Here is a 13,454-nt window from a genome sequence, read left to right on the forward strand (position 1 = left end):
GGCGCGGCGGGGTCGACCGCGGCCGGGCGGGTCGGCGCGGCGGGCTCCTCCGGCGCCGTGCTCAGTAGTCCTCCCGCGCCTCGCGGAGTTCGCGCAGGTCGTCCTCGGTGTCCTGCCACGCCTCGAGCGCCGCGACGAGCTGGCGCTCGAGCCACGAAGCATCCGTCACCTCGCCGGCAGCTCGCAGCTGCGCGATCCGCTCGGTCGCCGTGCCCTTCAAGTCGTCCATGACTGCACCCTTCGCTCGGCGTGCGGTCGCATCCAGCGCGGCGGCGGCTCGCGTCGAGCCCGCACGACAGCCATCCTGCCAGCCCGCGCGGCCCACGTCACGAGGTGCCGCGTGCGGTGGAATCCGGTTCGCGCGCTGGAATCCACCCATTCAGGGATTCCGCCGCCCGAACGGGATTCCGGCGGGCGCGGGCGTCAGCGGGCGCGGGCCTCAGCGCGCGCGGAGCCCGTCGAGCGCCAGGTCGACGACGCGCTCGCGCTGGCCCGGCGTGGGGAACGCCACCCCGGCGACCCCGGCGACGAGGCGCACGGCGTCGTCGATCGCGATGTCGTCGCGCACGAGGCCGGCCGACTGGGCGCGGCGCAGCAGCGGTTCGCCCGACTCGTACATCACCTCACGGCAGGTCGCGAGCAGCTCGGAGTCGCGGTTGAGCCCCTCGAGCAGCACCTTCTTGCGGCTGGCGTAGTCGGCGAAGCGCCGGAGCCACGCTGCGAGCGCCTCGAACGGCGGCAGGTCGTCGAGCTCCTCGGCGAACGAGGCGACGCCGGCGACCTCATCGAGGTACACCGCCTCGACGAGCGCGTCGCGGGTCGGGAAGTTGCGGTACAGCGTGCCGATGCCCACGCCGGCGCGGCGGGCGATGTCCTCGAGCGAGGCGTCGACGCCGTGCTCGGCGAACGCCAGGTTGGCCGACTCGACGAGGGCGTCGAAGTTGCGGCGCGCGTCGGCGCGCGTGGGGCGCCGTTCGTCGAGCAACGCGCGGAGCGTGGCATCCGTCATGAAACACCTGCTTGCAAACCGGAGGGTGCCTCCGCTAAGCTAACCGGAGGCGGCCTCCTATCGGAGGTTCCCTCCAGTATAACTCCTCAGCCCCGAAGGGTGCTTGATGCCAACCTCCACCACTCGCCTCACGTTCATCGCGGTGGCCACGAGCTTCACCGCGGTCGCGAGCCTGCAGTCCCTGATCATCCCCGTGCTGTCGACGATCGGCAGCGACCTCGGCGCCGACGCGGTCGGCCAGACCTGGATGCTCACCGCGTGGCTCATCTCCGCGGCGGTCGCCACCCCGCTGCTCGGTCGCGCCGGCGACCTCGTCGGCCGTCGCCGCATGTACCTCCTCGCGCTCGGCGCCGTGGCGGTGGGCTCCGTGCTCGCCGCGTTCGCGCCGAACCTCACCGTCATGCTGCTCGCCCGCGTGCTGCAGGGCCTCGGCGGCGCCGTGTTCCCGCTCGGGTTCGGACTCGTGCGCGACGCCTTCACTCCCGCCCGTCTCGCCGGCGCGATCGGCGCCCTCTCGGCGATCATGGCCGTCGGCTCGGGCCTCGGCACCGTGATCGCGGGCCCCATCTCCGCCGCCATCGGCTGGCGCGGCCTCTTCGCCCTCCCGCTGGTGCTCGCCGGCGTCGGGCTCGTCGTCGGCGTCCGCGGCCTGTCGCGCGCCGCCGCCCGCACGGCCGGCCGCATCAACGTCGGCGCCGCGGTGCTGCTGTCGAGCTGGCTCGTCGCGCTGCTGCTGCCGCTGAGCGCCGGCAACCAGTGGGGCTGGGGTTCGCCACTCGTGATCTCGCTGTTCGCGCTTGCGGCGGTGCTCGCCACCGCGTGGGTGATGGTCGAGGTGCGCTCGAGCAACCCGCTCGTCGACATGCGGATGATGCGCCTCCCTGCCGTGTGGACGACCAACCTCACCGCCCTGCTCACCGGCGCCGCGATGTTCGGCATCTGGGCGACGCTCCCCCGCCTCGCCGAGACGCCCACGTCGAGCGGCTACGGCCTCGGCGTCGACGCGAGCACCGCCGGCCTGATCATGCTGCCGATGCTCGTGACCATGGCCTCGGTCGGATTCGTCGCCGGCCCGCTGAGCCGGGTGCTGCCGTTCGCGGCACAGCTGACCCTCGGCGCGTTCCTCTCGGCGGCCGCGTCGCTCTCGATCGCGCTGTTCCACGACGGCGTCGTGCCGCTCGCGATCGCCGCAGCCGTGCTCGGACTCGGCACCGGGCTCGTCACCTCGTCGACGCCGAACCTCATCGTGCGCAGCGTGCGGGCCGACCAAGTCGGCATCGCCACGGGCATGAACGCGAACATCCGCACGATCGGCGGCGCCATCGGCACCACGGTGTTCGCGGCGGCGATCGGAGCGGTGCTCGGCGCGTCGGGCCTGCCCACCGAGTCGGGCTACGTGGCCGCGTTCGTGGTCGGCGCGGTGCTCGCGTTCGCGGGCGGCCTCGCGCCGTTCCTCGCCCGAGGCCGCACCGGTCGCACCGAGCGGCCGGCCGCCGAGGTCATCCCCATCGCCGAGTCGCCCCTCGTCGAGGCTGCCGAAGCGGCCTGATCCATCCCAGCCGGCGCCGCCGAAGCGGCTTGGTCCACCCCTCGCAGTGGCGAGCGCGACGCGCGTCGGCCATGCTCGGAGGATGCGCCCTACCGCATCACGCCGATCGTGCCGGCCCCTCGCGCTCGCCGCTGCCGTCGCCGCGGCATCCGCAGTGCTCGCCCTGACCGGCTGCAACGCACTGGCGCAGCTGCGGCCCGACGCCGAGTCGCACGCTACCGCCCGCGCTGCGGTGGCCGATGTGTCGCGCGGCCTCTACCGGTACGGCACCGACGTGATCGACGACTACGCACGATCGGCGGATGCCGCGACGGCCGACTCCACGACGGTCGAGCTCATCGGGGTCGAGCCCTATCCCGGCGCCGTGCACGGCGAGCCGTTCGGGGCCCTGCAGTTCCAGGCGACGGTGCAGCCCACGCAGTACGACGAGCCCTACGTGGCGTGCTTCGAGTCGGAGTTCGATTTCTGGGGCGTCGCGACCGCGGAGTTCGGCGACTGGGACGTCGACACGGCGGTCGCTCGCGACGTCCCCTGTCCGCCCGACGCGCACCGCATCGCACCGCCCGCCGACACCCGGACCGTGTTCGTCGTGCCCGACGGCGCCGAGGCGCTCGCGGTGGAGGTGCTCACGAACGCGCCGACCGCGGCATCCGCCGACCAGGTCGTCGCCGAGATCACCGAGCGGATGCCGCAGCCGACCGGCGGGCGCGAGCAGGCGTTCGAGCCGCACGCCGCCGTGACCGACGGCGACATCGGCTTCGCGATGGGCGACGCCGACGACTGCCTCCTCGTGAAGCGCGCCGCCGCCGGCGTGCGGGTGCTGTACGTACCGCGCATCCTGCTGCAGCCGGGCGAGCTGGGCTGCACCCCGGCCACCGCGCTGCTGCCCGAGGAGCAGCTGCGCTCAGCGCACTGAGCCCGGGCGGGTGGCCGACCGGCGCGCGCGGACGCGGCCCACGGTGTCCGATTCCGCGCGATACGCGGCCGCTCGGGGCGGACGACGATGGCGGCCCCGGCGCGATGCTGGGGACAACCGGGAACGCGGCGCGATGGCAGGCAGGCCGTCGTCGGTCGAGTCCCGTCGTCTCGAAGGAGTTCCATGTCCACCACTCCCACGATCGTGCTCGTGCACGGCGCCTTCGCCGACGCCGCCAGCTGGGCGCCCGTCACGTCGCTGCTCCTCGAGCAGGGCCACGCCGTGCGCGTCCCGCCGGTGTACAACCGCAGCCTCTCGGCCGATGCCGCCTCGGTGCGCGCGTTCGTCGAGCAGATCGACGGCCCGGTGCTGCTCGCCGGCCACTCCTACGGCGGCGCGGTGATCACCGTCGCCGGCGTGGCCGAGAACGTCGTCGGCCTCGTCTACGTGTCGGGCTACGCGCTCGACGAGGGCGAGAGCCTGGGCCAGCTGCAGGGCGGCTTCCCCGACTCCGACCTGGCCGCGAACCTCGTGTACACGCCGTACCCGGTCGAGGGCGGCGAGCCCGGCACGGATGTCTCGGTCGCCATCGACGCCTTCCCGGCGGTCTTCGCGGCGGGCGTGCCCGAGGCGACCGCCCGCGTGCTCGCCGTGTCGCAGCGCCCGCTGGCGGCGTTCGCGTTCGGCGAGCCCGCATCGGATGCCGCGTGGAAGACGAAGCCCGGCTGGGGCATCGTCTCGAGCGCCGACCACACGATCAACCCCGACGTGGAGCGCTTCGGCTACACCCGCGCCGGGCTGCGCTCGGTGGTCGAGATCGACGCGCCGCACCTCGTGATGCAGACCAATCCCGCCGAGGTCGTGGCCGTGATCACGGGCGCGCTCGCGGAGCTGGCCGGGGAGGCCGGCGTCGACTCCGCTGGTTCCGAGGCGGAGGACCGCATCGCCTCCTGACCCGCACACACGAACGCGGCCGTCTTCCGTCGGAAGGCGGCCGCGTTCGCATGACCGGACTCAGCCGGCGATGAACGCCAGGATGTCGCGGTCGAGCTCCTCCTGGTACGCGCCGAAGATGCCGTGGGGCGCGCCTTCGTAGACCTTGAGGGTGCCGTGCTTCACGAGCTCGACGGTCTTCAGCGCCGCGGCGGCGATCGGCACGATCTGGTCGTCGCTGCCGTGGGCGATGAAGATCGGCACGTCGAGGGCCTTGAGGTCCTCGGTGAAGTCCGTCTCGGAGAAGGCCTTGATGCAGTCGTAGGCGGCGGTGAGGCCGGCGTTCATGCCCTGGCGCCAGAAGTCGTCACGGGCGCCCTGCGACACGGCGGCGCCCTCGCGGTTGAAGCCGAAGAACGGCAGCGAGAGGTCCTGGAAGAACTGCGAGCGGTCCTTCAGCACGTTGGCGCGGATGTCGTCGAACGCCTCGATGGGCGTGCCCTCGGGGTTCGTGTCGGACTTCACCATCACGGGCGGCACGGCGCCCGCGGTGATGACCTTCGCGACCCGGCCGGCACCGTGCTGCGCGGCGTAGCGCACGACCTCGCCGCCGCCCGTCGAGTGGCCGATGACCACGAGGTCGCGCAGGTCGAGCGCCTCGACGAGTTCGGCGAGGTCGCGGGCGTAGGTGTCCATGTCGTTGCCCTGCCAGGGACGCGACGAGCGGCCGTGGCCGCGGCGGTCGTGGGCGATGGCGCGGTAGCCGTGGTCGGCGAGCAGCTTCTGCTCGACGGCCCAGGCGTCGGAGCTCAGGGGCCAGCCGTGGCTCAGGATGACGGGCTGGCCGGTGCCCCAGTCGGAATAGTGGATGTCGGTGCCGTCGGACGTGGTGAAGAAGGGCATGCGCGCTCCAGAGTGATGGTGGTGGACATGTTCCCCTCCACTCTGCGCGCATCGGTTCGACGGATGCCCCGCCGCAGCGGCCGCCCGTCCCTCGATTCGGGACAGGTTCAGCTCACGCCGTCACGCCACCGGCAGCAGCGCCTCGTACTCCCTGGCGACCGCGCGCAGCTCGGGCGCAGGGGTCTGCAGGCGACTCGCCTGGATGAGCCCCTGGGTCACGAGCAGGATCTGCGCGGCGAGCAGCTCGAGCTCCGCCCGGTCGGCGGCGACCCGCTCGGCGGCGAGGCGCTCCTCGATCGCGGCCTGCATGCCCGTGGTCGCCTGCTGGCAGAGTTCGAGCACGCGGGGTTCGCGTCCGCCGAACTCGGCGAGGCTGTTGAGCATGAGGCATCCGCGTCGACCGGGCTGGCTGGCGCAGTCGGCGATGATCGCGTCAAACAGCGCTCGCACGGCGTCGGCCGCCGAGCCGTCGGTGGCCATGGCGGTGCGCACGAGCTCGATGCGGGAGCGACAGTAGGCCTCGAAGACGACGAGGAAGAGGCCGAGCTTGCTGCCGTAGGCACCGTAGATGCTGCCGTTGCCCACGCCGCTCGCCTCGGCGATGTCGCCGATCGCGGTGCGTTCGTAGCCGTGCGACCAGAACGCCTGCAGCGCCGCGGCGCGCAGTGCGTCGTCGTCGAAGCTTCGTGGCCTGGCCATCCCACCAGCTTACAAGCCGTGTCGACTGGTATTGGAGTGAAGAATCCAGAATGATGGGAGACATGAGCTCCGCAGTGTCGATCCTTCCCGCCGGCCGCAGGCGCCGCATCGGCTTCCTCCTCTTCGACGGGGTGAAGGCGCTCGACTACGTCGGCCCCGCCGAGGTCTTCGTCGAGGCGAACCAGGCGGTCGACGGCTACGAGATCCTGCTGCTCTCGCCCGACGGCGCCGACGTGTCGACCTCGCTCGGCGGGCGCGTCTCGGTGCACGCCTCGGCGCGCGACGCGGGCGACCTCGACATCCTCGTCGTGCCGGGCAGCGAGCAGTCGCCCTCGGTCTTCGTGCGCGATCCGCTGCTCTCGGCCGCGGCCGACCTCGCCTCGCGCAGCCGGCGCCTCGTCTCCATCTGCAGCGGCGCGTTCGTGCTCGCCGCGCTCGGCGTGCTCGACGGGCGCCGCGCCACCACGCACTGGAAGTTCGCCGACGACCTCGCCCGGCGGCATCCGCGCATCGACGTGCAGCCCGACGCGATCTTCGTGCGCGACGGCGACGTCGCCACCTCGGCGGGAGTCGCCGCCGGCATCGACCTGGCGCTCGCGATGGTCGAGGACGACCATGGCAGCGACGTCGCACGCCAGGTCGCGCAGCTGCTGCTCGTGTACCTGCAGCGGTCGGGCGGCCAGTCGCAGTTCTCGGCGTCGCTGCGGGCGCGCGCCCCGCACCACAGCATCGTGCGCCAGGTCACGGACCTCATCGACGCCGACCCGGCGCGCAGCCACACCGTCGCCGCACTCGCCCGGCACGCGAACGTGAGCGTGCGGCACCTCAGCCGCCTGTTCCGCGAGGAGCTCGGCGCCTCCCCCGCCGAGTACGTCGCCGGGCTGCGGTTCGACCTCGCCCGGTCGCGGCTCGAGAGCGGATGCTCCGTGGCCCAGTCCGCGCTCGACGCCGGCTTCCCGAGCGCCGAGGCCCTGCGCCGCGCGTTCATCGCGAGGCTCGGCATCTCGCCGTCGCAGTACCAGCGCCGGTTCCGCACCACGGCGCCCGAAGCGGTGACCACGGATGCTCCGGTGCGCGTGCTGCGCCCGACCGGCTGAGCGGCCTCGGCCTCAGCTCGGATCCGTCTCCCGATGCGATGCTTCGAGGGCGTCGAGCGCGGCCGTCAGCAGCGCGTCTCGCCCGAGGCCCGTCGAGGCCTCGAGGCGCGCGATGCGCTGCTCGAGCGCGTCATCCGCCGCGACATGCGGAGCGGCCGCGACATCGGCAGCAGCCGAGGCATCCGGAGCCGCCGCGACTTCCGAAGCGGCCGAGGCATCGGACACGGTCGCGCCTGCCGCCGGATCACGCAGGAACAGCGCCGCGACCGGCAGCACGACGGTGCCCAGCGCGTCGATGATGGCGACCACGATCGCGGTCCTGAAGTAGGCGTCCTCGGTGCCCGGCGCCGGGATCTCGCCATCGCTGACGATCGGGAGGATGCCGATCAGCGCCAGCGCCGCGATGGCGCAGAGCGTGACGGCGAGCGCGATCCTGACCACCGGATGTCGTCGCCCGGCCAGGAGCAGGAGAAGGTTCGCCTGCGCGAGGCTCACCGCGAGGATGACGCTGACGCCGAACCAGCGCCACAGGTCGACGCCGCTGTCGTAGACGCTCCACGACCATGCCCAGGTGAGCGTGAGTCCGACGATGAGGGCGACGGTGCTCGCGCCGATCCCCACGAAGCTCACGGCCCGCACTGGGCGGCCCGCCACGGCGAGGTGGCAGAGCATCGTGAGGCCGAAGCCGGTCACGAGCAGCGTCGTGAGGATGATGGGGCCCTGCTGCGAGAGGTCGCCTGTGATCACCGAGATGATGGCGATGACTGCCGCGAGCGAAACCGAGACGATGACGCCGATGATCGTGATGCGGCGGGCCCCCCGCAGGGCGCGCCCGTCGCGTGGCGATGCGTCGGTGGTCGGCGTGGGTCGCAGATCGGTCATCGAACTCCCTCGGTCGTGGCTCAGCATAGAGCTGACCCCCGTCGGGTACGGGGGTTCACCCGATGTCGGCGGTTGGACGCCCGTCATAGCGTGCGGCCATGACCACGACACCCACCAGCCAGCAGCCGCCGTCGACGGCCACGCGCACGATCGCCAGGCGCTCGAGGGCCGGATGGCTCGCGGTCGTGCTGACGTCGCTCGGCATCGCGGCCTTCGCCGTCACGCCCTACCTCACCGCGTCGCTCGAGACGCTGTCGCAGTCCGATTCGGGCGGCCTCGCCGAGGCGTACGCCGGACGGCCGTGGTTCGTGCTCGTTGCGTTCTACGCCCACATCGTGGCGGGCGGCATCGCCCTCGTCGTCGGCCCGTTCCAGTTCTGGCGCGGGCTGCGCACGCGGCATCCGCTCGTGCACCGCTCGATGGGACGGGTCTACCTCACCGCCGTCGGCATCGCGGCCCTGGGCGGCCTCGCGATCGCCCCGATCAGCCAGGCCGGCCTGACGGGCCTGTTCGGATTCGGCGCACTCGGCGTGCTGTGGCTGGTCACCGGGTGGCGCGCCTACCGCTCGATCCGGCGAGGCGATGTCGCGAGCCACCAGGCGTGGATGATCCGCAACTTCGCCCTCACCTACGCGGCGGTCACCCTGCGCCTCGGACTCTTCTCGCTCATCCTCGTGCAGGTGCCGTTCTCGGCCGGCGGGTTCGACTTCGGGACGGCGTTCGCGAACGCCTACGTCGCGATGGCCTTCCTCGCGTGGCTGCCGAACCTGCTCCTCGCCGAATGGCTGATCCGGCGTCGTGGCCTGCCGTCGTATCGCCTGGCGACCGCGTGACGGCAGGCGGCGTGGGCGCGAGCCGGGCTACGCGAGCTCGAGCGTCATGAAGACGCTGTGCGGGTCGAGCGCGTAGTCGCCGAACGGCCCGGTCTCGCTGAAGCCGTACTTGGCGTACAGCGAGCGGGCGGGCGCGAAGAAGTCCTGCGACCCCGTCTCGAGGCTCACCCGGCGGTATCCGCGTCGCCGTGACTCCGCGAGCACGTGCTCGAGCAGGCGCGCCCCGAGCCCTCGGCCGCGCGCCGCGGCATCCGTTCGCATCGACTTGAGCTCGCCATGCCCGGAGTCGAGCTCCTTCAACGCGACGCAGCCGAGCACGTCGTCGCCGTCGGCGATGGTCCAGAAGGTGACTCCGGATGCCGCGAGCGCCGACACGTCGAGGGCATGCACGCTCTCGGCCGGCGAGGTCGCGAACATGTCGTCGAGGTGGTCGGTGAGCAGGCGGATGACGCGCTCGTCGGTGAGGTCGCCGGGCTGGATGTCGATGGTGCTGGTCACCTCACGAGTCTCGCAGGCGCCCGTTTCGCGTTGGTTTCGTCGCGAGCTCGATCAGCCCGCCGCGACGGCGGCGGCGGCGATGACCGAGATGGTGATGAACACCCAGTCGTTGATGATGTGCGCGCCCGCCGACACCCAGAGGTTCTTCGTGCGGATGAACGCGAGCGTCAGGGCGATGCGCGCCGAGCCGATGATGAGGAAGGCCTGCGCCCAGTTCCAGTCGTAGGTGGGGAGGTGGGCGGCGCCGAACCACAGCGCAGAGATGATCCACGCCAGGATGACCGCCGTCTTGCGCGAGACGCCCGCCTTGGCGAAGAGGAAGTACATCAGTGCGAGGAACGGCAGCACGACGAAGATCTCCTCGCCGATGAGCTGGATGCCGCTGCCCACGTACAGGGCGATGGTGTCGGCGACCCCGGCCGAACCGGCATCCGTGATGACGGTGTTGGGCGCGACCGGGAACACGAGCGCCACGAGCGCGCCGATGACGAACGTGAGCGCGATGTTGAGGGCGGCGAAGAAGAACATGTTGCCGACGTCGACGAGCCGGACCCGACGGAAGATCGCGGTCCAGTGCCGGCCGGCCACGAGTGCGAGCACGGCGAGCGGGATGATGACGAACAGCGCCCGCGGCAGGATCGCCACGATGTTGTTCGGCTGGGGGATGAAGATGAGCGCGAGGAATCCGACGGCCACCGACAGCCACACGATGATCCACTTGCCCACCGAGAGCTCGACGGGCTCGCCGTTGTAGAAGGGGAAGTCCCGGCCATCGCGGCGCTCGATGAGCCGCCCGAAGCGGTCCTTGTCGGTCAGCGGGCGGATGCGGCCGCCCGGAATCGTGGCGGCCGCCGTGGGCTCGGTCGTCATGTGCTCCCCCTCGTGTCGTCAGCGTCCTGCACGCGACGCTTCACCGAGTCTGGCAGATGCCAGGTGGCGCCTCGCCCACCCGCTCAGCCGGCCAGCGACGGCGCGAACGCGGTCCACGCGCGTCGGCGCTCGCTGCGCGGGTCGGACTCGACGCGGTCGGACGCATCGATCACGAGGGTCGATCGCGCGCGCTCCTCGTAGGGCGGCCAGCCCGGCCCGGGAGCACCGGTCTCGGCGAAGTGCAGCCAGTGCTGCCGCATCCGTTCGCCCGCCGCGGCATACTCCTCATTGCCGCCGAGCGACGTCATGACTCTCGCGAGCGGGACATCGGTGCGGTCGAACAGCGCGAACATCTCGACCCCGTGCGTCGCGTCGAGCCCGACCAGCGTGAGCAGGCGTGGCGCGAAGTCGAACCGGTACGACCAGACCGGTGCGTGACGCGAGCAGGCGTCGGCGATGCGGGTGCTCGGGAACCAGAAGCCGTAGTCGCCGCCGAAGTCGGCAGCCGGCCGTCGGGCGGGGAGCTCGGGGTAGGCGGCGCGCATGGCGCGTCGTGCCGCGCCCGGTGCACGGGCGAACACCTCGTCGATGCGCTTCGGCGAGCGCGGCAGGATGTCGACGCGTCCGCGGAAGACGGATCCCTCGCGGTCGTTCGTGCCGATGATGAGCGGCACCCGGTGCGCCCGGCCGTCCCGGAACGCGACGAACGGCCGCTCGGGCACGACGTCGCCGTCGATCACCGGGGCGAAGCAGAACGCGCCGGCGTAGGCGTCGGGGGTGCGGATCTGGAGCTCGACCGACGCGGCGACGAGGTCTTCGGCGTTCGACTCGGTCAGCAGCTGCGGCGCGCTCGCCGTTCCGGCGTTCAGCGCGCCGGGCTGCCCCCGCACCGCCCGCACCGCGCGCTCGCGCACGACGTCGCGCAGGATGGCGAGGTACTCCGCCGCCCACCGCCCGGTCATCGCCGGCGGGTACACCGCGTCCGGCGGCGCGCTCTGCGCGATGGCGCCGGCGAAGAGTCCGCGCGCCGACGGGGTGGCCATCAGCGTGGTGACCGCATTGCCCCCAGCCGACTCGCCGAACACCGTCACCCGCTCTGCGTCTCCGCCGAACGCGCCGATGTTGTGCCGCACCCACTCGAGCAGGGCGACCTGGTCGCGCAGTCCCAGGTTGCGATCGAACGGTCGTTCCTTGGTGCCGTACCGCGTGAAGTCGAGGTAGCCGAGCGCTCCGAGCCGGTAGTTGAAGCTCACGTACACGACGCGTCCGCTGCGCACGAACCCCTCGCCCTGGCCCGAGAAGTCCCTCGAGGAGCCCGCGCTGTAGCCGCCACCGTGGATGAACACCATCACCGGCAGCAACGGTCCGCCGGGCTCGCGTGCCGGCGCATGCACGTTCACGGTCAGGCAGTCCTCGTCGGCGGCGACCGCACCGGGCAGCACGCGCGGCCGCCGCGTCACCCGGGCCTGCGGGGCGACCGCGCCGTAGTCCGAGGCGTCGCGAACCCCGGGCCACGGATGCACCGGAGCCGGCGCCCTGAACCGCAGCTCGCCGACCGGCGGTGCCGCATAGGGGATGCCGCGCCAGGAGAGCACGTCGCCCTCGCGGACTCCGCGCACGACGCCCCCGGTGACGCGAACCTCGAGCCGGTCGTCCGTTCCGGGGTGTGCGGTCATGCCCGCGTGCACCTCATCCACGCCATTCAAGCCCTGTCGCGACCGCGCCGCCACTGCTGGCGGCCGCATCCGACCGTTCGACGCGACCGGTCAGCGACCGAGCAGGTCGTTCAGCCAGCCGGGCCCGGCGACGAGGGCGGCCTCGGGCAGGCGCGCCCGCAGGCCACGATCGGCCGTCACGACGAGCACGCGCTCCGCCGCGGCATCCGACTCGTGTGCGGCCGCCGCGATCGCGCTGTCGCCGTCAGCCGGCGCACGCACCAGCTGGATGCCATCGGGGGCGGCGACCCCCTTCGCCTGGCCCTCCACGACGGCCACGATCCGCTCGAGCACCACCACCGAGCCGTCAGGAGCCGTGACGGCTCGACCGACGAGCGCAGGCATCGGCGCGAGCAGCCGAGCGGCGGCGCCCGCGCGGTCCTTCCACCAGCCGTCCGGGCGCGAGCCCATGACGTTGGCCACGTCGACCACGAGGGTCACGCGTCGGCGCTCACCTCGGCGGGCTCCCACGCGAACCCGTCGGGGTCGGTGAGGGCGCGGCTCCCGCCGCCGATGACGATGCGGTGCGAACCACTGCCTTCCGGCGCGACCCCGGCCGACTTCGCCAGCGCGCGACGCTTGTAGAGCCCCAGCGAGATCGGGCTCGTCGGCATGTCGAAGTCGACGTAGGAGCCGAAGCTCTTGCCCACCTTCAGGCCGAGGTCGGTGTAGAACTTCTTGCTCGCGCCCACGTCCTCGACGCCGAGCAGGAGCACGACGGACTCGATATCGCGGGTGGCGGGGCCGGTGTCCTTCTTCGACGAGGTCGCGAGGTTCCAGATGGACCCGTCGGGCGCCTGCACGACGCCACCGAAGCCCCACAAGGACTTGGCGGCCGGCTTCAGCACCGTGGCGCCCGCCGCGATCGCTGACTGGTAGAAGCTGAGGGCGTCAGCGGGCTGCGCCACGGTGATGGAGAGGGTGTATCCGCGGAAGCCCGTCGTCGGGGCATCCGTTGCCCGTAAGCGGAGGAGATCGCCGAGCCCGAAGGCGGCGTCGGAGAAGCGTTCGGCGGCCGTGGTGTCGGCCACCTCGAGGGTGACGAAGTCGATGCTGTTCATGACCATCACGCTACGGATGCCGCCCCTCGGGCTGCTTCTTCGTTCCTGCTCGATCACCTCGGCGCCAGTATCCTGACGGCGTGACGTCATCGCCCACTCCCGCACGCGGCCCCGCGCGAGTCATCCTGCTCGTGGCCTGGGCGATCGTCGCGCTCGCGGCGGCGGTCGGCGTGCTGTTCGGCGCACTCACCGCCGCGCTGAACGGGGCCGGCTTCGACACGACAGTATCGGATTCGACGCCGCTCTTCGTGCTGTGCCTGGTCGCGAGCGTGGGCGCCGGCGTGTGCGGCATCCTGCTCGGCGGCCGCTGGTGGACGGCTCCCCTCGTGGCGGCGCCCGCGCTGCTCTTCGCGGCGAGCTGGATCTTCGGCGGTCAGTGGGTGTCGACGCCGCTCACCGCGAGTCCCATCGTCACGGCCGTCGGCGTCGTGTGCGTGCTCGCGCTGCCGAGGCGCCGCGCCGCCGCCGCGGCCTCGGCCGCCCGCTGAC

The 13,454-nt window shown here is 72.4% G+C and carries 16 protein-coding genes; 6 read left to right on the plus strand and 10 right to left on the minus strand.

Going from position 1 to position 13,454, the window contains the following annotated elements:
* Nucleotides 1-61 precede the first annotated feature (61 nt).
* Nucleotides 62-229 (minus strand): hypothetical protein, encoded by a 168-nt coding sequence (locus AC1DZA_RS15475; protein WP_476773404.1) that lies wholly within the window; start codon nt 227-229, stop codon nt 62-64.
* A 210-nt stretch (nt 230-439) separates the two neighbouring features.
* Complete coding sequence (locus tag AC1DZA_RS15480) at nt 440-1,009, minus strand: TetR/AcrR family transcriptional regulator (protein ID WP_476773405.1); 570 nt, start codon at nt 1,007-1,009, stop codon at nt 440-442.
* Nucleotides 1,010-1,115: 106 nt separating this feature from the next.
* Here AC1DZA_RS15480 and AC1DZA_RS15485 point away from each other — a divergent pair, with 106 nt between their 5' ends.
* The 3 genes from AC1DZA_RS15485 (at nt 1,116) to AC1DZA_RS15495 (ending at nt 4,428) form a co-directional block, all read left to right on the plus strand.
* Nucleotides 1,116-2,558, plus strand: coding sequence for an MFS transporter (locus tag AC1DZA_RS15485; protein WP_476773406.1), 1,443 nt, complete (start codon nt 1,116-1,118; stop codon nt 2,556-2,558).
* An 82-nt stretch (nt 2,559-2,640) separates the two neighbouring features.
* Nucleotides 2,641-3,474, plus strand: coding sequence for a hypothetical protein (locus AC1DZA_RS15490; RefSeq protein WP_476773407.1), 834 nt, complete (start codon nt 2,641-2,643; stop codon nt 3,472-3,474).
* 183 nt (nt 3,475-3,657) lie between these two features.
* Nucleotides 3,658-4,428: an alpha/beta fold hydrolase gene (locus tag AC1DZA_RS15495; protein ID WP_476773408.1), complete on the plus strand. Its 771-nt coding sequence runs from the start codon at nt 3,658-3,660 to the stop codon at nt 4,426-4,428.
* Between the two features lie 60 nt (nt 4,429-4,488).
* Here AC1DZA_RS15495 and AC1DZA_RS15500 read toward each other — a convergent pair whose 3' ends face one another.
* A complete protein-coding gene (locus AC1DZA_RS15500; RefSeq protein WP_476773409.1) occupies nt 4,489-5,310 on the minus strand; it encodes an alpha/beta fold hydrolase in 822 nt (273 codons plus the stop codon).
* 120 nt (nt 5,311-5,430) lie between these two features.
* Nucleotides 5,431-6,009, minus strand: a complete 579-nt coding sequence (locus AC1DZA_RS15505; RefSeq protein WP_476773410.1) for a TetR/AcrR family transcriptional regulator — start codon at nt 6,007-6,009, stop codon at nt 5,431-5,433.
* A gap of 62 nt (nt 6,010-6,071) precedes the next feature.
* Between AC1DZA_RS15505 and AC1DZA_RS15510 the strand changes: the two genes are divergently transcribed.
* Nucleotides 6,072-7,106 carry a GlxA family transcriptional regulator gene (locus AC1DZA_RS15510; protein WP_476773411.1) on the plus strand — a complete coding sequence of 345 codons (1,035 nt, stop codon included), beginning with the start codon at nt 6,072-6,074 and terminating at the stop codon, nt 7,104-7,106.
* A gap of 12 nt (nt 7,107-7,118) precedes the next feature.
* Here AC1DZA_RS15510 and AC1DZA_RS15515 read toward each other — a convergent pair whose 3' ends face one another.
* Nucleotides 7,119-7,988 carry a hypothetical protein gene (locus AC1DZA_RS15515; RefSeq protein ID WP_476773412.1) on the minus strand — a complete coding sequence of 290 codons (870 nt, stop codon included), beginning with the start codon at nt 7,986-7,988 and terminating at the stop codon, nt 7,119-7,121.
* Between the two features lie 98 nt (nt 7,989-8,086).
* On the opposite strand from AC1DZA_RS15515, the gene AC1DZA_RS15520 reads away from it, so the two are divergent.
* Entirely contained in the window at nt 8,087-8,821 is a 735-nt protein-coding gene (locus tag AC1DZA_RS15520) for a DUF2306 domain-containing protein (protein WP_476773413.1), read from the plus strand.
* A gap of 27 nt (nt 8,822-8,848) precedes the next feature.
* Here AC1DZA_RS15520 and AC1DZA_RS15525 read toward each other — a convergent pair whose 3' ends face one another.
* From AC1DZA_RS15525 to AC1DZA_RS15545, 5 genes are all read right to left on the minus strand, one after another.
* Nucleotides 8,849-9,319: a GNAT family N-acetyltransferase gene (locus AC1DZA_RS15525; protein ID WP_476762878.1), complete on the minus strand. Its 471-nt coding sequence runs from the start codon at nt 9,317-9,319 to the stop codon at nt 8,849-8,851.
* Nucleotides 9,320-9,370: 51 nt separating this feature from the next.
* Nucleotides 9,371-10,189, minus strand: a complete 819-nt coding sequence (locus tag AC1DZA_RS15530) for a CPBP family intramembrane glutamic endopeptidase (RefSeq protein WP_476773414.1) — start codon at nt 10,187-10,189, stop codon at nt 9,371-9,373.
* Between the two features lie 83 nt (nt 10,190-10,272).
* Nucleotides 10,273-11,865, minus strand: coding sequence for a carboxylesterase/lipase family protein (locus tag AC1DZA_RS15535; protein ID WP_476773415.1), 1,593 nt, complete (start codon nt 11,863-11,865; stop codon nt 10,273-10,275).
* A 90-nt stretch (nt 11,866-11,955) separates the two neighbouring features.
* The gene (locus tag AC1DZA_RS15540) at nt 11,956-12,345 is read right to left on the minus strand and encodes a hypothetical protein (RefSeq protein WP_476773416.1); all 390 of its coding nucleotides are present in this window, start codon (nt 12,343-12,345) and stop codon (nt 11,956-11,958) included.
* Complete coding sequence (locus AC1DZA_RS15545; RefSeq protein WP_476773417.1) at nt 12,342-12,965, minus strand: glyoxalase; 624 nt, start codon at nt 12,963-12,965, stop codon at nt 12,342-12,344. The genes AC1DZA_RS15540 and AC1DZA_RS15545 overlap by 4 nt, the downstream gene beginning before the upstream one ends.
* Before the next feature lie 80 nt (nt 12,966-13,045).
* Between AC1DZA_RS15545 and AC1DZA_RS15550 the strand changes: the two genes are divergently transcribed.
* Complete coding sequence (locus AC1DZA_RS15550; RefSeq protein WP_476763744.1) at nt 13,046-13,453, plus strand: hypothetical protein; 408 nt, start codon at nt 13,046-13,048, stop codon at nt 13,451-13,453.
* Nucleotide 13,454: the final 1 nt, after the last annotated feature.

Source organism: Agromyces sp. P2_B3, from assembly GCF_056404815.1.